We start from the raw sequence: 23,973 nt of genomic DNA, 5'->3' as shown, positions 1-23,973 counted from the left end.
GGTCCTGTGAGGCCGCAGCAAACAGGCGCGTAATGCGCCTGTTTTTACAGGTGTTTAGGCTTTACATCTGTCGTGCCGCGTAGCCTGGGGCGGTTTGCTTCAACCTTGCATATTGGCTCTGTAGGATAAAGCGATGTATGGCATCGTGCTGCCAGATCCTGATACTCCCTGGTATTGAGTTTTTTCCAATGTCGTTCTTCATCAGTTACCGCTCGCAGATGTCGGGCTGGGCTGCCAACCAGCAACTGCCGTGGTGCACCGATAAACCCAGCTTTCACAAAACTCATTGCCGCGACAATACTCTCATCCCCAATTACCGCACCGTCCATGATCACGCTGTTCATACCAACCAGCGCATCACGGCCAACGATGCAACCATGCAAAATGGCGCCATGACCAATATGTCCGGATTCATGCACGATGGTGTCCGTATCGCAGTAACCATGCATGATGCAACCATCCTGAATGTTGGCTCCGGCCTCGATAATCAGTCGGCCATAGTCGCCACGCAGTGAAGCATGTGGACCGATGTAGACCTGCGCACCGATAATCACATCACCGATGATCACCGCCGATGGATGTACCCAGGCCGTGGGGTGCACAACAGGTGTCAGCCCTTCAAACGAATAAAAACTCATCTCCCTCTCCTATCAGGAAAGCGCTCCGTCTCATCTGGAGTACTGCAAATTATCTGTTTTTCCATTGTGGTTCGCGTTTCTCAGTAAACGCCTGTGGCCCTTCGAGCGCATCTTCTGAATGCAGTACACTCGGATAATGTTTAAGTGTACCGCTACGCATCAGTTGGTAGCCTGCTTCAATCGGCAATTCGCGGGTAGCGCGATAAATCTCTTTCAGGGCGGCAATAGCGAGTGGCGCGCTGGAAACGATTTGCGCGGCCAGTTCCCTCGCACTGTCCATCAGAGCATCGGGGCTGACAACACGATTGACGATTCCCCAGTGGAGCGCCTCTTGTGCATCCATGCGTCTGCCGGTCATTACCATTTCATTGACGAGGGCAGGCGGCAGGATTTTCGGTAAGCGCAGTACGCCGCCGCTGTCTGGCACAATCCCTAATTTCGCCTCGGGTAATGCGAAGCTCGCGTTATCAGAACAGACAATCATGTCTGCTGCCAGCGCCAATTCGAAGCCGCCGCCGAAAGCATAGCCGTTGACGGCGGCAATCACGGGTTTATCCAGATTGAAGATTTCCGTAAGTCCGGCAAAACCACCAGGACCAAAATCAGCGTCTGGAGCTTCTCCTTCCGCGGCGGATTTCAGGTCCCACCCAGCGGAGAAAAAACGCTCGCCGGCACCGGTAATAATCGCAATGCGTAATTCAGGGTCGTCACGAAATTGCAGAAAAGTTTCCCCCATCTTGAAGCTGGTGGCGGCGTCAATGGCGTTGGCTTTTGGCCTGTTTAGCACGATTTCCAGAACCGGACCGTTACGGGTGATCTGTAATTCATTGTTCATTTTTCCCTTCCTTTTCAATGTATTATTGAAGTTGTTTTTTTATCACTTTTCCAGAGCAGTTGCGGGGGAGATCCTGACGAATCTCCATACACGTCGGAACTTTGAATTTCGCCATGTTGGACTCGCAATAGCTGAAAAATTCGTGGTCGCTAAAACTTTCCCCTTCATGAAGAACGATAAACGCTTTAATGGCCTGATCGCGCATAGCATCAGGAATACCAATGACGGCAACGTCTTGAATTTTCGGATGCGAGGCGAGAATATTTTCGATTTCACTACAGGAGATATTTTCGCCGCCGCGTTTGATCATATTGCTGCTGCGATCGACGAAGTAGAAAAAGCCATCTTCGTCCTGATAACCACAATCACCGGTGTGTAACCAACCGCGTTGGTAAGCATGGGCGGTCGCTTCCGGCTGGTTGTAATACTCTTTGAACAGCGTTTTTCCCGGTTCACCTTTAATGCAGATTTCGCCGACTTCACCAGGCGGAACAACCGCGCCGCGGTAGTTGCGGATTTGCGCTTCGTAGCCAAAACCAGGGCGGCCAATGGAAGGCCAGCGTCGCATATCTCCAGGACGGTCGCCGATAATCCCAACAATAGTTTCCGTCATACCGTAAGAGGTCAGGAGTCTTACACCAAAGCGCGCAATAAAGGCCTCTTTTTCCTCAACCGAAAGATTGAGATAAAACAGCACTTCACGTAGTCGATGCTGCCTTTCATCTGGGTTGTGAGGCTGAGCCAGCAGCGTTCTTATCATCATCGGGATACATTCGGTGACCGTCGCCTGGTACTTGAGGATCTTGCTCCAGAAAGCGCGGGCGCTGTATTTTTCAAGCAACACAAAAGTGGCCCCTGCGGAGAATGCCGCCATGGCAGCCGTACACTGGCAATCAATATGAAACGCAGGCATGACAGTGAGATAAACATCATCGGCACGCAGCGCGCACTGCCAGGCGGTGTAATAGCCTGCAAAGCGCAAATTGTAGTGAGTGATGACGACACCTTTAGGGCGTGACGTGGTGCCGGAGGTGAACAAAATTTCTGCTGTGTCATTAACGCTCAGTTCAACATGACACATTAGCTCAGGCGCTTGCTGTTGCTGGAGCGCTGAAAAATCAAGCGTAACCGCATCCGTTGCAATTGCCAGGTTTGAAATGAGAAGAATGCGTTCAAGCGAGGTGCTGTTTTCGCCAAGTATCTGCCGATATAGCGGATAAAAGTGATGGGTAGTGACCACCATGCGAGCCTGGCAGTTATCAACCAGCCACCGGCTTTCCTCGATTAAAAAGCGAGCGTTGATAGGGACTACAATCGCCCCAATTTTCGCCAGCCCAAACCAGCAAAAAATGAACTCCGGGCAGTTGTCGAGATGTAGGGCGACTCTGTCACCTTTTTCCACACCAAGCCCATGGAAGAGGTTAGCCGTGCGGTTAATTTCCTCATTCAGGGCCTGGTAACCGAATTGCCGTACCTCACCTGTAGCGGATTCAAAAATCAGTGCGGTTTTGTTGCCATTAACATCCGCCATGTTGTCCCACATCTGGCGTAAGTTTTGTCCACCTATAAGGTCCATTGAACGCTTATCCCGTTCTTAGACGCAGATGGCTCAAACGTGGGTAACAATCCGTTTGAGCCGGTCATGCGCTTACTCTGTTGTTTTGGCCAGTCCTTTAGCGACCAGCCCCCTGATATCAGCTTCGCTGTAACCGATACTTTGCAAAATTGCGTCAGTATCCATTCCGTGAGAAGGCATGCTGCGCCAAATTTTCCCCGGATGGTTTCGGAATTTAGGCATCACATTCGGCCCTTTGCAGGTATCGCCTTCCAGGGTTTTCCACTGGGTGATTGATTCACGGGCAATGTACTGCGGGTTTTTTTCTAACTCAGGAATGGTTAGAACTTTGGCACTGGCGATGTTCAGTTCTGCAAGTCGTGCCAGCGCTTGCTCGATGGTGAGTGTTGCCAGCCATGCGTCCAGTTTCTCTTCAACGAGCATGCCATGAGGGCATTCCACGCGATGAATAAGCTGTGTCCCCTTCGGAATTTCTGGCGTACCGATCAGGTGCGCAAGACCAATATCGGCGAAGATTTCCTGAATCTGGGTGATGCCGACAATCTCCATCACGATATAACCGTCGCTACAGGTGTAAAGTCCACAGCCCGCGTAATAAGGGTCTTTGCCTTTGGTCATGCGCGGGCAAACTTCACCGCCGTTAAAGTAATCCATCATGAAGTACTGGCCCATACGCAGCATGACTTCGTACATCGCAATATCGATACTTTCGCCCTTGCCAGTCTGGCGCGATTTATACAGCGCAGCCAGCGCCGATGTGGTTGCCGTCATGCCGGAGAAATAGTCTGCGGTATAGGGGAACGCGGGCATCGGCTGGTCTTTATCACCGTTCTGAATCAAGTAGCCGCTGAACGCCTGAGCAATGGTGTTGTAAGCGGGCAGGTTGGTGTACTGTGGATCACCGTATTGCCCAAAGCCTGATAAATGGGCAATGACCAGACGAGGATTGTGCTGCCAAAGCACTTCATCAGTAATGCCACGGCGGGCAAACGCCGGGCCTTTACTGGCCTCAATAAAGATGTCGGTCGTTTCCATTAGCTTCAGGAATGCTTCGCGGCCTTCATCTTTGAAAATGTTGAGGGAGAGCGCACGTAAATTACGGCGCGAAAGCTGCGGGTAATGCGGTTGAACGCGGATGGTGTCGGCCCAGGCGACGTTTTCGATCCAGATAACTTCCGCGCCCCATTCGGCAAACATCTGTCCGGCAAACGGCCCGGCAATTTCGATCCCGGAAAAAACAACCCGCAGCCCGGATAGGGGACCAAATTCGGGCATCGGTAAATGAGTGGTCATGGTTTACACCTCGTCATAAAACTGAACAGAGGCCATCGAGCCTCTGCGTCAGTCAGCAATGGTTTAGCGATATTGTTTCAGCACCGAACGCCCCAGAGTCAGGATCTGCATTTCATCAGAACCGCCAGAAACCCTGTCCACTCGCAGGTCGCGCCAGAAACGGGTAATACGGTGATTACCGGCAATACCCACTCCGCCCAGCACTTGCATAGCGGCATCGACGACTTCAAATGCTGCATTGGCGCAGAAGTATTTACACATCGCGGCGTCGCCCGAGGTGATGAGCCCGTTGTCACTCTTCCAGGCGGTTTCCAGCAGCATGTTTTTCATTGAGTTCAGTTTGATTGCCATGTGGGCAAATTTTTCCTGAATCAGTTGGAAGCGCCCGATAGTTTCGCCAAACTGCACACGCTGATTGGCGTAACGTGCCGCATCTTCAAAAGCGCACATTGCGGTGCCGTAGTTCGTGAGCGCAACGAGGAAACGCTCATGGTCGAACTCCTCTTTCACGCGGTTAAAACCGTTGCCTTCACGGCCAAACATATCTTTCTCATCCAGTTCGACATTATCGAACGTCAGCTCACAGCAGCTATCCATGCGTAGGCCTAGCTTTTCCAGCTTGTTGATTTTGATCCCCGGCAAGCTCATATCGACGCACCACTCGGTGAATACTGCTTTTTCAGGCGAGGCGGAATCACGTGCCATCACCACTACATACGGAGTGTACGCGCTGCTGGTGATGAAGCATTTGCTACCCGTCAGGTAAACCTTATTATTTTTGCGGGTATAGGTGCTTTGCAGACTACCGACATCGGAACCGGCACCTGGTTCGGTGATAGCAGAGTTCCACATCTGTTTGCCGGTACCCTGAAATGCCATTATTTTGTCTATTTGCTCCTGAGTGCCTTCACGCAGGAAGGTATTGAACCCGCCTGGCAATTGATAAAGAACATAGGTTGGAGCACCCAGCCGCCCAAGCTCCATCCAGACGGCGGCAAGAGTGACAAACCCGGCTTCCAGTCCGCCATGTTCTTCAGGAATAAGCAGGCTATCGATTCCCATATCCGCCAGCGCCTTCACAAAGCGTTCCGGGTAGACGCTGTCCTTATCACATTGGGCGAAGTAGGTTTCCCAGTTTTCGCTGGCCATTAATTCCCGGATACCAGCAACAAACAGTTCTTGTTCATCATTCAGTCTAAAATCCATCTATTTAACCTCTTAATTTATTGATTTATTTGTTAACTATTAATCTTTCCAGTGTATTTTTGCGTCTTTGATAAACGAAAGCGTGACCATGATGTTGACGAAGAAAAGCGGACATCCACCGGCGATAATTGCCGTCTGTATCGGTTTGAGTCCGCCGAGTGCCAGTAGCACGATACCAATGACCCCCACTAGAACAGACCAACCGATACGCACCAGCAGCGGTGGTTCATCGCCATCTTTCATTGAGCGACAAGTCGACATTGCCAGGGTGTAAGAGCAGGCATTAATGAGCGTCACAGTGGCGATGAAGCAAAGAATGAAGAAACCCCAGATGGTGGCAGTTTTGAGTGGTAGAGCGGCCCATGTTTCGATGATGGCGCGTGGCACACCGTACAGCTTGATAAGCTCAGGAATATTGACAACGTTTTGATCCATCAACTGCAAGGTGTTACTGCCAAGAATGGTCCACAGCAACCAGGTCGCAGCGGTCAGTCCGGCAACCATACCGAGACACAGTTCACGTACGGTACGACCCTTCGAAATTCGGGCGAGGAAGATGCTCATCTGAATGGCGTAAATCACCCACCAGGCCCAGTAGAAAACGGTCCACCCCTGAGGGAAACCACTTTTAGCTATCGGGTCGGTATAAAACAGCATCCTCGGTAGATACATCAGCAACGTACCCACGGAGTCCGTGAAGTAGTTCATGATGAAACTGGCACCGCCGACAATAAACACCCACCCGAGAATCAAGAAACTCAGATAGCTGCGCACGTCACTGGCGATTTTTACCCCTTTTTGCAGACCGCAAGCCACGCAAATAGCATTCAGAATTATCCAGCAGGTGATGATGATGGCGTCGAGTTGCAGCGTATGTGGAATGCCGAACAGAAACTGAATACACTCCGTCACCAGTGGTGTCGCAAGGCCCAGACTGGTGCCCATCGCAAAGATTAACGCCACCAGATAGAAGTTATCGATGATGGTACCGATAATTCCGTTGGCGCGTTTTTCACCCATCAACGGGATAAGCGTACTGCTCGGGCGAATCACATCCATTTTGCGAACAAAGAAAAAGTAAGCGAATGCCACGGAAAGGAAGCTGTACGTTGCCCACGGCAACGGTCCCCAGTGCAGCAGGCTGTACGCCAGGCCTAACTCTTTTGCCTGTATGGAATAGGGTTCGAGGCCGAACGGTGGACTGGAGACATAGTAGTAAATTTCAATCGACCCCCAGAACAGTACTGCAGCGGAGGTACATGAAGCGAACATCATAAAAATCCAGCTAGCCGTGCTGAATTCCGGTGGATCGTCACCGAGGCGTTTTTTGGCGTAGCGGCCAAAAACCAACCAGAACCAGCCGCCGAACATGACTACCATGTACCATTCAAAGGCCCAGCCCCAGACGTTAGTGACATAACTGAAGATAGCATTAATAACAGTATTAGCTGCATTCAGGTCGCGGACGGTTAGCCAGCAGAGAATGCCGACGATAATCAGCGGCGGGAAGAATACTTTGGGTTCTATTCCCACCTTTTTCTTTTCATTTTTCATAGTCAATCCCGCTTTTATATGGCGTGAATAAGGATGTTTGAAATAATAAGTTTCTCGTTTGTTTAAATTATGTTAATTTTATTTCAGTTGAAATGAATTTCTCCTGATAGAGTAAGCTCTCGTACAATGCTAAATACTAGTAAACGCCTGTATCGTTAACTCTGTCAAATTTGTTTTTGTAATAAATGCATCACAAGAAATGCGTTTTAGTTCATTTAAAACAATGGGATGAGTTTTGTTGTGAAGATTTTTCACTCTGTGAAATTCAATGTTTGTGAGGCAAGTGGCAATATTGAATATTTCCATGATTATGGCTTGGTATGTTCAATATTGGTGATTGGGGTTTTACTTTTTCACTTTTGGATATGATATTTATTCACCCCATTGCTGCAATGACTAATGCTTTCATTAATATATCAGGAGATGTGATGAGGATTATTACATGTTACAAAAGTGTGCCCGATGAGCAGGATATTACGGTTAATTATGTTGATGGTTCATTAGATTTATCCCGTGCCGAAAGTAAAATCAGCCAGTACGATCTCAATGCTATCGAAGCCGCGGTTCAACTCAAAGTACAGGTTGCGGATGCGCACATTGTCGCGCTTAGCGCGGGCGGTAACATCCTGAATAATGCTAAAGGGCGAAAGGATGTGCTTTCACGCGGGCCGGATGAACTGGTGGTCGTGATTGATGAACAACTGGAACACGCCTTACCACATCACACGGCAACGGTACTAGGCATTGCAGTTAACAAACTAGGGTTTGACCTGATTCTATGTGGTGACGGCTCCGCCGATCTCTACGCTCAACAAGTGGGCCTGTTGCTTGGTGAAGCTTTGCGCATTCCGGCGCTAAATGGTATCAAAAAAATTCTTTCGATAAGTGCTGATATGATTGTGGTTGAACGCGAACTCGAAGATGAAACCGAAACCCTTTCCGTCCCGCTGCCAGCGGTGATTTGTGTCACCACCGATATCAATACTCCACAAATTCCTTCCATGAAAGCCATCCTCGGTGCCGCGAAAAAGCCCGTTCAAGTATGGATGGCGGCAGATGTGGGTATCGGGGATGTCACCGCTTTGTCTGAACAGCAAATCGTTGCTCCAAAACAGAAAGAACGTTTGCGGGTCATCATCGAAGGTGATGGCGATGAACAGGTTGCGGCATTTGCCGGGTATTTACGCAAGATTATCCAGTAAAAAGGGGCAGGTTATGAGCAAGTTTTCAAACGTTTGGGTTTTTAGCGATACCTTGTCCCGTTTGCCGGAACTGATGGGGGGGGCACAGACCTTGGGGGAGAATATTCAGGTGTTTGCCCTTAACGCAGAACACAGTACGGCGGCATTTCAACTGGGTGCAAACCAGGTCTGGCAGCTGCAAGGCAAACCGGACGACAGTATTATCGAAGATTATGCAGATACGCTGGTTGAGATGCTTAAAGGCCAGAGCCAAAGTGGACTGGTCCTGTTGCCTAATAGCCGTCGTGGCAAATTGCTGGCGGCAAGACTAGGGGCTCGTCTAAGTGCTGCTGTAGTGAATGATACCAGTGGAGCTGCGGTTTCTGATGGCGTGCTGGTGGCAAAACATATGGTTTACGGCGGGTTGGCCTTTAGCAATGAAACCCTTTATTCACCCTTGTGCATACTGACCTTGAGTGGCGGAACTTTCGAGGCGGCGAAGCCTGATGTCGCGAGGAGCGGAACGGTACAACCGGTGCAGTGGCTGGCTCCCGAAAATACCATTGTTTGCACTGGCAAACAGGTACGGGAAAGCCATTCCGTGGATCTTGATAAAGCTCGGCTGGTTGTCAGCGTTGGGCGCGGTATTGGAAGCAAGGAGAATATCGCTCTGGCGAATGCTTTGTGTGAAGTTATCGGTGCTGAACTCGCCTGCTCGCGTCCGGTCGCGGAAAACGAAAAATGGATGGAGCACGAGCGCTATGTAGGCATTTCGAATTTACTCCTCAAACCTGAGCTTTATCTGGCCGTAGGGATCTCTGGCCAAATTCAGCACATGGTCGGTGCCAATGGTGCTCAGACTATCGTGGCAATCAATAAAGATAAAAATGCACCGATTTTCCAGTACGCGGATTACGGCATTGTGGGCGATCTTTTCACTATCCTTCCAAAGCTGACTCGTCTGCTAGCCAGTTGATCTCTTTCGGCAGCGTGTGAAGGTATGCGTTGCCACTTTATTCAGGTTCAGGAGTGGTTATGTCCGAAGATGTCTTCGATACCATCATTGTTGGAGCCGGGCTTGCAGGGGCGGTTGCAGCTCTGGTGCTTGCCCGAGAAGGGGCGCAGGTTCTGCTTATTGAACGCGGTAATTCTGCGGGTGCAAAAAACATGACAGGTGGACGCATGTACGCCCACAGTCTGGAGCGTATTATCCCGGGTTTTGCCGAGCAGGCTCCCGTCGAACGTGTGATCACCCACGAAAAATTGTCGTTTCTGACACAAACGCGCGCGATGACATTGGATTATCACAATGGCGACGAGCCGAAAGCCGGGGAGGTTTCTTACTCGGTATTGCGCAGCAAATTTGATGCCTGGCTAATAGATCAGGCGGAAAACGCTGGAGCGCAGTGCATTACTGGAATTCGGGTTGACAGACTGGTGGTAAAAGATGGCAAGGTTATTGGTGTGGAAGCTGATGGCGACGTCCTTGAGGCCAAAGCGGTGATTCTTGCTGATGGCGTGAACTCCCTGCTTGCCGAACAATTGGGAATGACCAAACCGGTTACAGCAGAAAATGTGGCCGTGGGTGTTAAGGAGCTGATTGAGTTGCCGAAAGAGGTGCTGCAAAATCGATTCAATTTGCGAGGCAGTGAAGGAGTGGCCTGGTTATTCGCTGGTGCACCAACGGATGGATTAATGGGCGGTGGTTTTCTTTACACCAATAACACCACGCTTTCGCTCGGGCTGGTTTGCGGGCTTCATCACTTGAAAGACGCAAAAAAATCCGTTCCGCAGATGCTGGAAGATTTCAAACGCCATCCGGTAGTGGCTCCGCTGATTGAAGGCGGCAAGATGATTGAGTATGGGGCCCACGTTGTCCCAGAAGCGGGCCTACGCATGCAGAGCGAACTGGTGGGAGATGGCGTGCTGATTGCAGGTGATGCGGCGGGTATGTGCATGAACCTGGGGTTCACCATTCGCGGTATGGATTTGGCGGTTGCCTCCGGAGAAGCCGCCGCAAAAACGCTGCTCAGCGCAATGAAGCGAGACGATTATAGTAAAAAGAGCCTCAGCGAATACCTTGCTCTGCTTGAGGGTGGACCGTTGCGGGACATGAAAATGTACCAGAAAATGCCCGCGTTCCTCGACAACCCTCGCATGTTCACGCAATACCCGGAAATGGCCATTGGCATCGCCAGCGAGTTATTTACCATTAATGGAAAACCACCTGTGCCGCTGCGTAAAAACATCCTTAAACACGCCAAGAAAGTGGGCTTTATCAACTTGGTGAAAGACGGTATTAAAGGAGTCACTGCGCTATGAGTAAGCCAGTCAATGTGGATGTCAAACTGGGCATCAATAAATTCAACGTCGATGAACAAAACCCGCACATCATTGTGAAATCGCAGCCCGATATGCAGGTGATGACGCTATTAACCAAAGCCTGCCCGGCAGGGTTATATAAAAAGCAAGAGGATGGTTCAGTGCGTTTTGATTACGCCGGGTGTCTTGAATGTGGAACCTGTCGAATTCTCGGGCTGGGAAGTGCGCTGGAAAAATGGGAATACCCGCGCGGAACTTTCGGCGTGGAATATCGTTACGGTTGATTTTTTTGCTCGCAATATGAAAGTTTTTTGTAATAAAAAAGGAAACGCATATGCAGCCCAGAAAATATGATGATATTCAGTTTTCGTCAGTTCATCGGCGGATCATGCTCTGGGGCAGTGGTGGCCCATTTTTGGATGGTTATGTCCTGGTGATAATCGGCGTGGCGCTGGAACAACTCACGCCATTATTAAAACTCGATGCGCAATGGATTGGCCTGTTGGGGGCTGGGACGCTGGTGGGGTTATTTATTGGTACCTCACTGTTTGGCTATATTTGTGATCGCGTTGGGCGGAGAAAAATGTTCCTGATCGACATTGTCGCCATCGGACTTATTTCTGTCGCGACCATGTTTGTTTCCACACCCGCAGAACTTCTGGTCATGCGGGTATTAATCGGTATTGTTATTGGCGCTGATTATCCCATTGCAACTTCAATGATTACTGAATTTTCCAACACCCGCCAGCGGGCGTTTGCCGTCGGTTTTATTGCGGCTATGTGGTATGTCGGGGCGACTTGCGCCAATCTTGTTGGTTTCTGGCTTTACGATATGGTGGATGGCTGGCGCTGGATGCTCGGCAGTGCCTTTATCCCCTGCTTGGTCATTCTTATCGGACGTTTTGATCTGCCTGAATCCCCGCGCTGGCTGTTGCGTAAAGGCCGGGTAAAAGAGTGCGAGCAAATGATGTTGAAACTGTTCGGTGAGCCGCTGATATTTGACGAAGAACCGCAGCCGGAAACGCGTTTCTTGCAGTTGTTTAGCAAGCGACATTTTCCCGTAGTGCTCTTTGTTGCCGTGATCTGGACCTGTCAGGTTATTCCGATGTTTGCGATTTACACCTTTGGCCCGCAAATCGTTGGCCTGCTGGGTTGGGATCAGGGGAAAAATGCGGCGCTGGGGAATGTGGTGATAAGCCTCTTCTTTATGCTAGGCTGCATTCCTGCCATGTACTGGCTCAATACGCTGGGCCGTCGTCCGCTGTTGATTGGGAGTTTTGCGATGATGACCGGCGCTCTGGCTATTCTTGGGCTGGTTGATCATTTACAAATTAGCCTGGTGGTTATTGCCTTTGCGGTGTACGCATTTTTCTCTGGTGGTCCGGGAATATTACAGTGGCTTTATCCCAACGAACTCTTCCCCACCGATATACGCGCCTCTGCAGTTGGGGTGATTATGTCTATCAGCCGGATTGGCGCGATTATTTCGATGTGGGCTTTGCCGGTATTTATTACTCGCTATGGAATAAATACGGTGATGCTAATCGGCGCATTTATCTCTTTAGTGGGGTTAATTGTTTCGGTTTTATTTGCTCCCGAAACCAAAGGACTTTCTTTGAGTGAGGCGGGAAAAATGTCGCTGACAAGAAAATCATCGATGAAATGAGATGATGATTCTTTTTCTGACTTGATTTCTATCATATTCCTGAACGGGGAAATTTAAATCGAACCGAATAGGCCTCTAATAAAGCCCTCAAATGTATTGGCAGTCATCAGTACTAAGTGTGGGAAGAGGTCTAACCCGATTTTTATATGATGTGTCGATTTTTAATCGGATATGGGATTTGCTGGGACAGCATAGAATTGGAATTGGCTCCTCTGACTGGACTCGAACCAGTGACATACGGATTAACAGTCCGCCGTTCTACCGACTGAACTACAGAGGAATCGTTTGAACGAGCGGAATCATAACGGGGTGCAGAGGGGAAGTCAAAGGGGATTACGCATTCTGCGTTTGTTTGCTTATAGAATGCGCAACCCGTTGAGCTTTTGGCAGATTTATCCCATGGATGCCTGTTTCAAACTCAGCCGACCACTCGGCATCAACGCTAAAACTGCGGGAATAGCCGCCGTTCGGATTATCTTCAGAGACCCGCGGCGGATTAACCGAGATGGAACAGGGGGATAGACATCGAGAAATACCCCCGCCCGGAACGACGAGCGGGGGTAAATTCAGCTTACTCGTCGGCGAGGACAAACATGCCGAACGGATGGATTTGCAGGAAATAGCTGTCGCCCGGTTCGGGCTGTAACTGCGTAGCGTTTACCTGCAGCAGCAGCGACTGATCGTGCCAGTTCACCAGCACCTCATATTGCGGCCCCATGTAAGCCACTTTACTGATGGTGCAACGCTGGCTCGGTTCCCCATGTTGGCTGAGGGTAATCGCTTCCGGGCGCACGCCCACGGTACATTGCTGTAAACCGGGGGCAAACCCTTGCGGGCGCGGCACCGGGTAGCCAAAGATCTCTACGCCGCTGCTGGTTACCTTGGCCGGGAAGATGTTGGCATCGCCCATGAATCCGGCCATAAAGCGCGAGGCCGGGTAACGGTACAGCGTTTGCGGCGCGCCAATCTGCATGATTTCTCCTTTGTTCATCACCAGCACGGTGTCGGAAACCGCAAAGGCTTCGCTTTGATCGTGGGTGACGTAGAGTGAGGTGATGTTGAACTGCTGCTGCAACTCGCGGATCTTCTCACGCATGCTGCGGCGCAGGTTGGCATCCAGGTTACTCAGCGGTTCATCGAACAGCAGCACCTTGGGTTTGAGGATTAGCGCACGTGCCAGGGCGACACGTTGCTGCTGGCCGCCGGAGATCTGATCGACATAGCGCTCTTCAAACCCCTCCAGATCGACCAGCATCAGGGCTTCACGTACCCGATCGCGGATCTCCGCCTTGGGCCTTCCCAGCATTTTCAGACCATAGCCGATGTTATCCCCCAGCGACATATGGGGGAACAGCGCGTAGGACTGAAACACCATGCAGATGTCTCGCTGCTGAATGGAACGATCGGTCACGTCCTCGCCGTCGATAAAGATCTGCCCGCCACTGGGTTTCTCCAGTCCGGCGACCAGACGTAGGACCGTGGTTTTACCGCAGCCGGAAGGGCCAAGCAGCGTCACCATATCCCCACGGGGGATCGCCAGGCTCAGGTTTTCAATCACGGTGTTGTTGCCAAACCGCTTGGCGACGTTTTTCAGTTCAACAAAGTGCTTCTTATCTTGAATGTCAGACATGTTGTTCATCCTTCTCCGCCGGGTATCAGGCCGCATTCCGGGCTTTGGAACGCGCGACCCGCGCTTCGCCAACCAGGGCATCAAACAGGAAAATAATCGCCAGCATCACTACGATCAGGATCGAGCCGTAGGCGATGGCCACGCCATACTCGCCGTCCTCGACCCGGTTAAGGATGTAGGACGTCGCGACGCGCGTATCTGGCGTAACCAGGAAAACAATGGCGCTCACGGTGGTCATGGCACGGACAAAGCTGTAGACCAACGCCGAGAGGATCGCCGGGCGCAGCAAGGGCAGCAGGATATACACTATGGTGCGTAGCGAACCGGCACGCAGGCTGAGGGAGGCCTCATCCAACGACTTGTCCAACTGTCCCAAACCTGCGATACCCGCGCGGATCCCCACCGGCACGTTGCGCATCACCATCGAAATGATCACGATGGCTGCCGTTCCGGTCAGGTAAACCGGCGCGCTGTTAAACGCCAGAATGTAGGAAACACCGGCCACGGTTCCTGGCACCGCGAAACACAGCATGGTGCTGAACTCGATCACCTTCTTGCCTTGGAATTGCTGGCGTACCACGATGTAGGCAATCAGCAGGCCGAAAATGGCAGTGATCGGTGCGGCAATCCCGGCATACAGCAAGGTGTCGATCAGGGAAGGCCATGCGCCGTCGCTGAAGCCTTGGCCGAACAGCTTGCTGAAGTTGTCCAGTGTCAGCGTGTAGTCCACGCCCCAGTTAACGGTAAAGCTGCCGTAGAAAATGCTGCCGTACAGCAAGATGTTGAAGGCGATCCAGACATACAGCATCAGCGAGACGCCCCACACCAGCGTCACCGGCAGCGGCTGAACGTCGCCGTGGTTGGATTTGCCGGAAATGGTCACGTAGGAACGCTTGCCGATCCACATGTATTGCACGCAGAACACCAGCAGCGAGAACATCAGCAGCACCACGCCCAGCGTACTGGCTGCCTGATAATCAAGCTGCGCACCGGTAATGTAGAAGTAGATCTGCGTGGCCAATACGTCGAAGTTGCCGCCGAGAACCAAGGGGTTACTGAAGTCCGCCAGCGATTGAACAATGACGATCAGGAACGAGTTGGCCAGTGCCGGTTTCAGCAGCGGCATAAACACCTGGGTAAAGGTCTGGAAGCGGTTGGCGCGCAACGTGTAGGACGCCTCTTCCAGCGACGGATGGATGGTCTTGATAGCCCCATCAAGGATCATAAATGACATGGGCGTAAAGGCCAGCACCTGGGCCAACCAGATCCCGGTAAAGCCGTAGAGCCAGTTGGTATTGGTCAGGCCAAACCAGGTCACCATCAGCTCGGTGATGTAGCCGGAGCGGCCCATCATCAGGGTGACGCCCAAACCAACCACAAACGGCGGTGTGACGATTGGCAGGATCGAGAAGATACGGCCAATCACCGCCGAACGGCGGGCGATACGCGTGGTATAAATCGCCAGCACCATGCCAAAGAAGGTACAGCCAATCCCGACGGCCACGGACAGCAGGAAGGAGTTCCAGATCACCTGCAGGATATGTGCCTGCCCGAGCGTTTGCATAAACGCTAACGGGGCGAAGGCACCGGCCTCATCGGTGAACATCGGGATAAAGATGGCGATGCTGGGATAAATGATAAACAACACGATTAGGGCGATCACTGCCACCAGCGATCCGAGTACGAAGCGATCGCCACCCAGCCATTCCAGCCTTGAGAGCGCAAGGGTGATCACTGCGCCCATTGCCACCAGCAGTGGCAAGGTTGCGAACCCCATCCCGGTACCGGTCGTGGCGGCGCTGATAAATACTAATAACCCACAGGCCAGGGCGTAACCGGCATCAAACAGGTGGCGGTTGCGTTGCTCGCGGCCAGTGGCAATCTGCGGGCGCACAGCCAGCAGCAGCGGGGCGGCAAACCACAGCACAGCCAGGCCTGCATGTGACCATCCATAGGCCGCCAGCAGCTCTTCGCTGGTCGCCTCCAGCAGCCCGTAGTCCAGGCTGTAGGAAGGCAGTAGGGCGAAACCTGCCAGCGCCAGCAGCAACCAGTAGAAAATGGGATCCCGCCCCTGCGCCGTGCGCAAGGTGATGGTTTCAGACATGATATTCCCCGGAATAAACGAAAATGAAGCGGGCGTAGAGCCTACGCCCGATAGATGCTGGATGGGATCAGTGGCCCATCTTCACGTCGTTAACCCATTTGGTGATCAGCTTTTTACGCATGTCGGAAGCGCCGTAGGTATCCATGTCGTAATCGATCAATTTCAGTTGATCCAGCTTCAGCGAGTTAGGGGAGGTCTCTGCCGTGGTATTGGTCAGGATCTGGTAAGACTGACCCTTCTTCCAGGAAAGCTCCTGAGCCTCTTTTGACAGTGCCCAATCCACGAACAGCTTGGCGTTTTCCATATTGCGGGCGTTCTTGAGGATGCTGATGCCACCGATTTCATAGCCAGAACCTTCGCACGGGGAAACCAGAGTCAGAGGGGCACCTTTCTCTTTTTCCAGCGAATAGTCGTGTAGGAAGCCAATACCGATCGTGGTTTCACCGCGCGCGGCGTTGCGGGCCGGGGCGATGCCGGACTTGGTGTACTGTGAGATATTGCCGTTCAGCTGTTTCAGGTAATCAAAGGCGGCTTCTTCGCCCCACAGCTGCGCAAAGGTGGCCAGTGCGGTATAGGCTGTGCCGGAGCTTTGTGGATCGGCGATTTGGATCTCCCCTTTGTAGATCGGGTTGGTCAAATCCTTCCAGCACTTGGGTTCAGGCAGGTTTTTCTCTTTCAGACGATCGGTGTTGACGCCAAAACCGAGAATGCCGATATACACCGCAGAGGAGTAGTTGCCTTTACGTTTGGCCGGATCGCGGAACTGCGGCATGATTTGCTCCAGGTTCGGCGAAGCGTAAGGCTCCAACAGGTCCATTTCGCCAGCCTGCGATTGAGGATCCAGCGTGCCGCCATACCAGACGTCAGCCTGCGGGTTTTTCTTCTCCGCGTCTACCTTGGCCAGGGTGCTGCCAGAGCCGTTGCGGATAAAGCTGGTCTTGACGTCGTATTTCTCCCCGAAGACTTTGGCTTCTTCCTCGCACATGGCGTTGGTGGCGCTGCAATAGATCACCAGACGGCCTTTGGCCTGCACGGTTCCGGCCAGGGCAGTCAGCGCCAGCGTGGTGGCCAGCAGGGTGTTGAGAGGTGTCAATTTCATGGTGTTGTCCTTTTTGTTGTTGTCTTTGTAGGGTAAAGCAAACCAATTTCCCCTCACCCCAACCCTCTCCCCCAGGGAGGGGGAGCTGATCCGGTGTTGCTATTGGGTGCGAGGATCAATCTGTGGCACTTTTTATCCTCTGGCTCCAGTCCCTGCGATCTGACGTCCGACGCAGAAGATAATATGTTGCACATTCGGTCCCCTCTCCCTGTGGGAGAGGGTGATGGGGATTGCACCGGCTAAAATCCCTCATCACCCTGTAAAAATCATGTCTTACTGTTGCCGTATCTGCCCGGCCATCAGCAGCGGCATCAACAGCAGGCCGACGCAGGTGGCCGCCAGTGCCAGCAGGGCAAAAAAGCCATACCAGCCGTAATGTTGCAACACCTGCGCCAGCGGCCAACCGGCCAACGCGGCCCCCAGATAGGCGAACAGACCAAGAAACCCGGTCACGGTCCCGGCCGCGTCCTTGTGGCAGTGCTCCGTGGCGGCCAGCCCGATCAGCATCTGCGGCCCAAACACAAAAAAGCCGAGGCCGAAAAAGCAGGCCGAAAGCAGCCCGTAATGGTGCAGTGGGGCCAGCCACAGGGCGGTCGTCGTCACAAACAGTCCGATGGAGAACAGCAGGATCATCGGTGCTCGCAGGCCGCGAAACAGCAGATCCGATCCCCACCCGGCAAACAGCGCGCCAAACAGCCCACCCAGTTCAAACAGTGACAACGTGGCGTTGGCCTTCATCAGGTTGACGCCGTGGCTCTCCGCCAACCAGATGTTGCCCCAATCGTTCAGCGCAATACGTATCAGGTACACCAGGATGTAGGACACACCGAGCAACCAGATGGTCGGATTGCGCAATATGGTGTCAAACAACATCCGCCGCATCGGCATTGCCGGGCTTTGCTGCTCTTGCCACAGCTCCAGCGGATCGCGCCGCCAGTGGCCTACGCTGGGTAATCCTTGCTGCTGCGGTTTACCGCACAGTTGCCAGCACAACCACAGCCCAATCAGCATCCCGATGGCTCCCGGCAGCAACAGCGCAGCCTGCCAACCGTAGTGCGAAGCCATATATCCGGACAGCAACGGCACGGCCGCACCGCCCAGGCTGATCGAAGTATTCCAGGTGCCCCACCAGAAGCCACGCTCGTTGCGCGAATACCAACTGGTGAGCATCTTGGCGCAGGGCGGCCAGCCCCAGCCCTGAAAGAAACCGTTTAACGTCCAGACCACCAGCAACGCCGTCAGCGAATGGCAAAAGGCGAACACGATGTTCAGCACGCCGGTGATAAATAGCCCGACGCCCATAAACCAGCGTGCCTGGCTGCGATCGCTGACGATGCCGGAGACAAACTTCGAGCCGCCATAGGCCAGGTAAAACAGCGTACCCAGCAGGCCGATATCCCCTTTATCCAACCCCAGTTCGAGCTGCATCACCGGCATCGCATAGCTGACGCTTTTGCGTGTCAGATAAAATGCGCCGTAGCCGACGATCATCGAAAACATCAGGCGTGGTCGCCAGTAGCGGTAACGAGCGCTGATTTGCTCTGCGGTTAACGTGGCCGATGCCATGGGGTCCTCCAGACAGTGAGAGCAGTGTAGGGTGCAGAAAACAGGATTGGATGAGACAAGGTTTTAGGCACCTAAGACTAAGTCCTAGTCAGACGGGGTTTTTGTTCAGTTTTGTGGGCAGGTTAACAATTATGCGCGTGCCATTACGCCGATGGAGCCGCCAATCGCCCCCCAATGCGCGCACTCGCTCTTCGATACCGCGTAGGCCAAAACCGCTGGTGGGCTGCAACGGCATGCCCTGGCCGTCGTCACGGACTTCCAGGGTGATCGTTTGGTGGGTTTGCGTCAGGCTTAAATGCACATGACTGGCGCAGGCATGTTTGCTGATGTTATTGAGCAACTCCTGTGCCACGCGGTAGAGGGTAAATACCAGGGTTTCATCATCTGGCGTGGCTGGCAGGCGGTAATCCAGCTGGAAGCTGATCCCCTGTTCGGCAAAGGAAAACTCATCGGCCAGGTGGTGCAGGGCTTTGTCCAGCTCCATCTCTTCCAACACCGGTGGGCGCAGTTGCCGTAGCAGGGTGCGGGTGGTGTGGTGGATGCGTTGTGACAACGAATCAATCTGCTCCGCGGCCAGGCGGGTGGCCGGGGCGGTGGCGCTGCGGTTCACCAACATCGCCTGGATCTGAATGGCGGTAATATTCTGGCCGATTTCATCATGTAACTCGCGTGCGATGGCTTTGCGCACCTCTTCTTCGGTACCCACCAGCCGCTCCATCAGGTGTCTTTTAGCCGCCAGCTCTTGTTCCAACTGCTGGCGATAGCGCTGTAGCTTTTGCGCCAATTGCTGCTGACGGCTGATGGCAATCCCCAACCCAATCCCCAACAGCGCCTGGGTAGAAAGGAATAGCTCCAACTCTTGCAGATCCTGAAACGCGCCACCGGCCTGGCGAGTGAGGGTGATCATCACGCTGCCAAACAGCGCCGCCAGTACGCCCCCTTGCCAGCCAAAGCGATAAGCCATAAACACGTTGGGCAGAAAGATAAAGATCAACAGCAACCGCTCCATCTCCGGGGCGATCGCCAGTTGCACGCAAATCCCCATGGTGAGAAACAGTGAACACCACAGCAGTAGCGAGGTGCGTAGCTGTGGTGTTGAGGGGCGCGGAACGGGCATCGACGTCACCAGTTGCTGGCGCAGGTAGGTATAAATCAGATAGACGAAAGGCACCAGCAGCACGCCGCCGGTAAAGCTGGTCAGCAAGGTTTGGCTGATACTGGATGGCAGCCAGATCCCCGCCAATAGCCCACACAGCAGCGCATTGGCAGCGATGGCCGCCAGCAATAGCGATAACCGTTGCCAGTACAGGTGATAGCGATACCACAGCCGCTGAGTGGCCCAGGCTGGTAGCAGGCTTAACAACGGCAGCAACAGCACCGAGCGATCGTTCAGCAATTGCTGGTCATGCAGCCATAACAGCGTGGCGGCTTCCGCCAGTAACAGCGTGAGCCAGTAACGCCGGGGTAGCAGGATCAGCAGCGCCAGCCGCAGCCCTTGAGGAAACAGCAGTACGGCCTGTTGACCGTTATGGCTCAGGTGCAGGCTAATGGTCCACAGGGCCAGCCAACTGAGGGCAAAAAACAGCGCCAGAAACAGCGAAAGCGCCAGGCGGCGCACCATTGGCGGCACCGGTTAACTCCCGGCAAGCAGTTGATGTTGCAGTGCGAAATGCACCAGTTCCACGGTCGTGTCGCAATGCAGCTTGCCGAGGATATTGGCGCGGTGCACCTGTACGGTCTTATGGCTTAAGGTCAACTGTTGGGCGATGGTTTTGACACTCAGGCCGTTGACCAGCAGATCGAAGATCTCTTTTTCGCGCGGCGTGAGTACCTGCAATTCTTTCGGTGGCTGCGGAGTATGGCGCAGTGCCCGTAAGGCATCCGCGCACAGGTAAAGCCCGCCGCTGCTGACGGCGCGCACCGCCTGCACCAATTCATGGGGGCCACAGCGTTTGGTGAGATAACCACCGGCCCCGGCATCAATCGCGCTTTGCACGAAGGCATTGGTGTCATAGATGCTGAGAATAATGGCGCGAAAGGTGGGGCGCTGTTGGCGTAAACGCTGGAGCAGGCTGAGGCCGCTTTCATCCGGCATGGCGATATCCAGCACCGCCACGTCGATCGGATCGCGCAGTAAGTGTGGCCATGCCTGTGCCGCCGAGTCGAACTGGCCGACGATACGGATATCCTCTTCCAACGACAGTAACTGGGCAAATCCGGAACGAACCACCACGTGGTCGTCTATCAGCGCAACGTTAATCATAAGCCTGTAACAAAGTGTGAGATTTTCCGCATCATGCGCAGGAAAACCCTTGCTGGCAACTGTTGCGCTGCAAAATGGAAGGGAGTTAACAGATTGGCATTAAAATGGCCTGCCGCATCGACCCTGAGTATCCTTGTCACCAGCACTGTTATTGCCTTCCTGCGGTTATTTTACGCAATTCGCTTCGTTTATCCCCTCAGTAGCATGACCCCTGTCGCAAACCGGGAAGGTTGCAAGTTTGTCCATATAAATAGCATTCAAAGATATGGGGGAAATCGCTATCGAGGTTGTAGAGTCCCTCTACGGGAATGTTGTGCAGATGTAAAAACGGCATCCCGGTAAATCGTCACTAACAATAAAATATAAAGAATACCAATGTGTTACCTCGCTATTAGGCGGTTATGCCTCAACCTACATTAGATCCGGGAGTGTTAGATGAAAAAATTGAGTGTGAAAACGTTATTGGCAGCTAGCCTGTTCAGCATGCTGGTGGGCTCGGGCGGTGCATTGGCGCAAGAAGTGGAAGTCGTCAATATTTCGAAAATCGCCGGAATGCCCTGGTTCAACCGCATGGGTGAAGGTGTGGAACGTGCCGGTAAAGACCTGGGTATCAAGGCCTATCAGGTTGGCCCATCCAGTACCGACGCTCCACAACAGGTTAAAATTATTGAAGATTTAATCGCCAAGAAAGTCAGTGCCATCAGTATTGTGCCGAACGATGCCGATGTTTTGGAACCCGTATTCAAGAAAGCGCGTGACGCCGGTATCGTGGTATTAACCAATGAATCACCAGGGCAGCCTAGCGCTAACTGGGATATTGAAATTATCGATAACGCCAAGTTTGCCGCCGACAACGTGGAAGAAATGGCAAAAGCGATGGGCGGAAAAGGGGGGTATGTCATCTATGTCGGTAGCCTGACCGTGCCACAACATAACCTGTGGGCAGATTTGTTTGTTAAATACCAGAAAGAGCATTATCCGGAAATGTTTGAAGTGACCAGCCGTATGCCTGTCGCCGAGAGCATTGATGACTCACGCCGCACCACACTGGATCTGATGAAAGCACATAGCGACCTGAAAGGTATTGTGGCCTTCGGTTCACAAGGCCCAATTGGCGCCGGGCGCGCAGTGAAAGAGAAACGCGCGAAAAACAATGTTCACGTGTTCGGCATGATGATCCCCTCTCAGGCAGCCTCGCTGGTTAAAAGTGGTGATATCGCCATGGGCGTCACGTATGACCCAGGTTCTGCCGGTTATGCACTGACTGCCGTTGCTGACAAAGTGCTTAAAGGTGAGAAAATCGAAACAGGCATGGAGATCCCAGGGGTGGGTAAAGCGGAAGTTGATCAGGATAAACACCTGATTCAGTTCCACAATGTGCTGCGAGTCACCAAAGACAACGTGGATTCTCTGTATTAATTCCCCCGCATTACCGCAGAGCCGGACCCCTTGTTCGGCTCTGTGAACAATGCCCGCCTGGAGTAAGAGGATGTATGCAGCCATTTATTACCCTGGAAAATATCAGTAAAACCTTTTATGGCGTCAAAGCGCTGAATAAGGTGGCCATGACCCTGTTACCGGGTGAGGTACATTGCCTTGCTGGGCAGAACGGTTGTGGCAAATCAACACTGATCAAGATTATCTCTGGTGTTTACCAACCCGATAGAGATGCCGCCATTATTATTGATGGCAAAACCTATTCAACCCTCACGCCTATTGAGTCTGTCCGCCTGGGGATCCAGGTCATTTATCAGGATTTATCATTATTCCCGAACCTGACCGTGGCTGAGAATATCGCCATGAACCATTATCACCATCAGCTGTGGGTGCATAAACGTCAGATGCGGGAGACCGCCGAGCGCGTCATTAACAGCATTGATGCCCACCTTAATCTGGACGAATTGGTTGAGAATTTATCTATCGCTCAGAAACAATTAGTCGCTATCTGCCGTGCGCTTGCACAAGATGCCCGCCTCATTGTGATGGACGAGCCAACCGCGTCGCTGACCCGGCAAGAAGTTAACGGCTTGCTACGGGTGGTGCATGAGCTGAAATCACGCAATATCTGCGTGGTATTTGTGAGTCACCGGTTGAGCGAAGTGCTGGAGATTTCAGACCGTATTACCGTGCTGAAAGATGGCCAGTGGGTTGGAACCTACCCCGCTGCTGAAGTGGATAATCAGCGGCTGGCCTGGCTGATGACGGATATGAAATTTGATTTTCAGGTGCTACCGCCTTACCGCGCAGCGCGTCCGGTCGTGCTGGCAGTGGAAGCGCTTTCCCGCGGCAACGAATACCAGAATATCTCACTGGCTTTGCATCCTGGCGAAATTGTCGCGTTGGTTGGTTTGCTGGGGTCTGGCCGCACAGAGCTGTGCCTCAGCCTATTTGGTTTAACGAAACCCGAGTCGGGCAGCATTCGTATCAATGATAAGCCAATGCGGTTCGCCAGTAACCGCGATGCCATTGCCGCCGGTGTGGGCTATGTCTCGGAAGACCGAATGAGCACCGGGCTGATTATGGAGCAATCGATCCGCGACAATATCAGTGCCACGGTATTACACCGGCTTAAAAATGCCTTTCACCTGATGCGGGCCGAGCGAGTCGACACACTGGTCGAAGACATGGTGAAACACCTGTCGATCAAAATCGGTAATAGCGACTTGCCGGTCAATACGTTGTCCGGTGGAAATGCGCAGCGCATTGCCATCGCCAAATGGCTGGCAACCGACCCGAAAATACTGATCCTCGACTCGCCGACCGTTGGGGTCGATATCGCCAACAAGGCCGGCATTTATAATATTATCAATGCATTGGCGGCTCGTGGGATTGCGGTATTAATGGTTTGTGATGAGATTGATGAAGCTTACTTTAATAGCCACCGTATTATCGTTATGCGGTCCGGGCGGCTCGTGCAGGAGTTCTTGCCAAGTAACAGCAGCGAAGCTGCCATTGCGGAGGTAGTCAATGGCTAATCCCCATGTACTCAATAAATCTGATGTAGGAAAAACAGGCTTATTCAATAAAGAGCATCTGAAAC

Annotated in this window: 19 protein-coding genes and 1 tRNA gene; 7 read left to right on the top strand and 13 right to left on the bottom strand. The window is 52.6% G+C overall.

Annotated elements, in window-relative coordinates:
* Nucleotides 1-44: 44 nt before the first annotated feature.
* The 6 genes from caiE to caiT all read right to left on the bottom strand — a co-directional run bounded on the left by caiE (nucleotide 45) and on the right by caiT (nucleotide 7,102).
* Nucleotides 45-638 carry a carnitine operon protein CaiE gene (gene caiE, locus IMQ33_RS12850; RefSeq protein ID WP_098930555.1) on the bottom strand — a complete coding sequence of 198 codons (594 nt, stop codon included), beginning with the start codon at nucleotides 636-638 and terminating at the stop codon, nucleotides 45-47.
* Nucleotides 639-687: 49 nt separating this feature from the next.
* The gene (gene caiD, locus IMQ33_RS12845) at nucleotides 688-1,473 is read right to left on the bottom strand and encodes a crotonobetainyl-CoA hydratase (protein WP_024528111.1); all 786 of its coding nucleotides are present in this window, start codon (nucleotides 1,471-1,473) and stop codon (nucleotides 688-690) included.
* 22 nt (nucleotides 1,474-1,495) lie between these two features.
* Entirely contained in the window at nucleotides 1,496-3,049 is a 1,554-nt protein-coding gene (gene caiC, locus IMQ33_RS12840; RefSeq protein ID WP_196061502.1) for a crotonobetaine/carnitine-CoA ligase, read from the bottom strand.
* Nucleotides 3,050-3,121: 72 nt separating this feature from the next.
* Complete coding sequence (gene caiB / locus IMQ33_RS12835; RefSeq protein ID WP_098930561.1) at nucleotides 3,122-4,342, bottom strand: L-carnitine CoA-transferase; 1,221 nt, start codon at nucleotides 4,340-4,342, stop codon at nucleotides 3,122-3,124.
* 63 nt (nucleotides 4,343-4,405) lie between these two features.
* A complete protein-coding gene (gene caiA, locus IMQ33_RS12830) occupies nucleotides 4,406-5,548 on the bottom strand; it encodes a crotonobetainyl-CoA dehydrogenase (protein ID WP_098930563.1) in 1,143 nt (380 codons plus the stop codon).
* 39 nt (nucleotides 5,549-5,587) lie between these two features.
* Nucleotides 5,588-7,102: an L-carnitine/gamma-butyrobetaine antiporter gene (caiT, locus tag IMQ33_RS12825; protein ID WP_173409021.1), complete on the bottom strand. Its 1,515-nt coding sequence runs from the start codon at nucleotides 7,100-7,102 to the stop codon at nucleotides 5,588-5,590.
* Nucleotides 7,103-7,530: 428 nt separating this feature from the next.
* Here caiT and fixA point away from each other — a divergent pair, with 428 nt between their 5' ends.
* The 5 genes from fixA to IMQ33_RS12800 are packed head-to-tail and all read left to right on the top strand — an operon-like array spanning nucleotide 7,531 to nucleotide 12,271.
* Nucleotides 7,531-8,304 (top strand): putative electron transfer flavoprotein FixA, encoded by a 774-nt coding sequence (gene fixA, locus IMQ33_RS12820; RefSeq protein ID WP_161713895.1) that lies wholly within the window; start codon nucleotides 7,531-7,533, stop codon nucleotides 8,302-8,304.
* 13 nt (nucleotides 8,305-8,317) lie between these two features.
* Complete coding sequence (locus tag IMQ33_RS12815; protein WP_196061501.1) at nucleotides 8,318-9,259, top strand: FAD-binding protein; 942 nt, start codon at nucleotides 8,318-8,320, stop codon at nucleotides 9,257-9,259.
* Between the two features lie 59 nt (nucleotides 9,260-9,318).
* Nucleotides 9,319-10,605, top strand: coding sequence for an FAD-dependent oxidoreductase FixC (gene fixC, locus IMQ33_RS12810; RefSeq protein ID WP_098930572.1), 1,287 nt, complete (start codon nucleotides 9,319-9,321; stop codon nucleotides 10,603-10,605).
* Complete coding sequence (fixX, locus tag IMQ33_RS12805) at nucleotides 10,602-10,889, top strand: ferredoxin-like protein FixX (protein WP_024528119.1); 288 nt, start codon at nucleotides 10,602-10,604, stop codon at nucleotides 10,887-10,889. Before fixC ends, fixX begins: the two co-directional genes overlap by 4 nt.
* 50 nt (nucleotides 10,890-10,939) lie before the next feature.
* Nucleotides 10,940-12,271: an MFS transporter gene (locus tag IMQ33_RS12800; protein ID WP_196061500.1), complete on the top strand. Its 1,332-nt coding sequence runs from the start codon at nucleotides 10,940-10,942 to the stop codon at nucleotides 12,269-12,271.
* A gap of 204 nt (nucleotides 12,272-12,475) precedes the next feature.
* On the opposite strand, the gene IMQ33_RS12795 is transcribed toward IMQ33_RS12800, so the two are convergent.
* The 7 genes from IMQ33_RS12795 to IMQ33_RS12765 all read right to left on the bottom strand — a co-directional run bounded on the left by IMQ33_RS12795 (nucleotide 12,476) and on the right by IMQ33_RS12765 (nucleotide 20,933).
* Nucleotides 12,476-12,551 (bottom strand) — tRNA-Asn (locus IMQ33_RS12795).
* 291 nt (nucleotides 12,552-12,842) lie between these two features.
* Nucleotides 12,843-13,901, bottom strand: coding sequence for a ferric ABC transporter ATP-binding protein (fbpC, locus tag IMQ33_RS12790; RefSeq protein ID WP_037375424.1), 1,059 nt, complete (start codon nucleotides 13,899-13,901; stop codon nucleotides 12,843-12,845).
* A gap of 25 nt (nucleotides 13,902-13,926) precedes the next feature.
* Nucleotides 13,927-16,005: an iron ABC transporter permease gene (locus IMQ33_RS12785; RefSeq protein WP_196061499.1), complete on the bottom strand. Its 2,079-nt coding sequence runs from the start codon at nucleotides 16,003-16,005 to the stop codon at nucleotides 13,927-13,929.
* A gap of 67 nt (nucleotides 16,006-16,072) precedes the next feature.
* The gene (locus IMQ33_RS12780; protein ID WP_024486073.1) at nucleotides 16,073-17,104 is read right to left on the bottom strand and encodes an ABC transporter substrate-binding protein; all 1,032 of its coding nucleotides are present in this window, start codon (nucleotides 17,102-17,104) and stop codon (nucleotides 16,073-16,075) included.
* 273 nt (nucleotides 17,105-17,377) lie between these two features.
* On the bottom strand, nucleotides 17,378-18,670 hold the full coding sequence (uhpC, locus tag IMQ33_RS12775) for an MFS transporter family glucose-6-phosphate receptor UhpC (protein ID WP_024528124.1): 1,293 nt from the start codon (nucleotides 18,668-18,670) through the stop codon (nucleotides 17,378-17,380).
* Nucleotides 18,671-18,758: 88 nt separating this feature from the next.
* On the bottom strand, nucleotides 18,759-20,291 hold the full coding sequence (locus tag IMQ33_RS12770; RefSeq protein WP_196061527.1) for an MASE1 domain-containing protein: 1,533 nt from the start codon (nucleotides 20,289-20,291) through the stop codon (nucleotides 18,759-18,761).
* A gap of 12 nt (nucleotides 20,292-20,303) precedes the next feature.
* On the bottom strand, nucleotides 20,304-20,933 hold the full coding sequence (locus IMQ33_RS12765; RefSeq protein ID WP_021805795.1) for a response regulator transcription factor: 630 nt from the start codon (nucleotides 20,931-20,933) through the stop codon (nucleotides 20,304-20,306).
* 483 nt (nucleotides 20,934-21,416) lie between these two features.
* Between IMQ33_RS12765 and IMQ33_RS12760 the strand changes: the two genes are divergently transcribed.
* Nucleotides 21,417-22,352 carry an autoinducer 2 ABC transporter substrate-binding protein gene (locus IMQ33_RS12760; RefSeq protein ID WP_226906712.1) on the top strand — a complete coding sequence of 312 codons (936 nt, stop codon included), beginning with the start codon at nucleotides 21,417-21,419 and terminating at the stop codon, nucleotides 22,350-22,352.
* A gap of 74 nt (nucleotides 22,353-22,426) precedes the next feature.
* Nucleotides 22,427-23,908 (top strand): sugar ABC transporter ATP-binding protein, encoded by a 1,482-nt coding sequence (locus IMQ33_RS12755; protein ID WP_065683282.1) that lies wholly within the window; start codon nucleotides 22,427-22,429, stop codon nucleotides 23,906-23,908.
* Nucleotides 23,909-23,973 lie beyond the last annotated feature (65 nt).

The sequence above is a fragment of the Serratia sp. Res13-Sevr-LER1-36-b genome, assembly GCF_015673035.1.
GTDB classification, from domain to species: Bacteria; Pseudomonadota; Gammaproteobacteria; order Enterobacterales; family Enterobacteriaceae; genus Chania; species Chania fonticola_C.
Note: the sequence above shows the minus strand (reverse complement) of the source record. Positions and strands in the feature narration are given on the sequence as shown.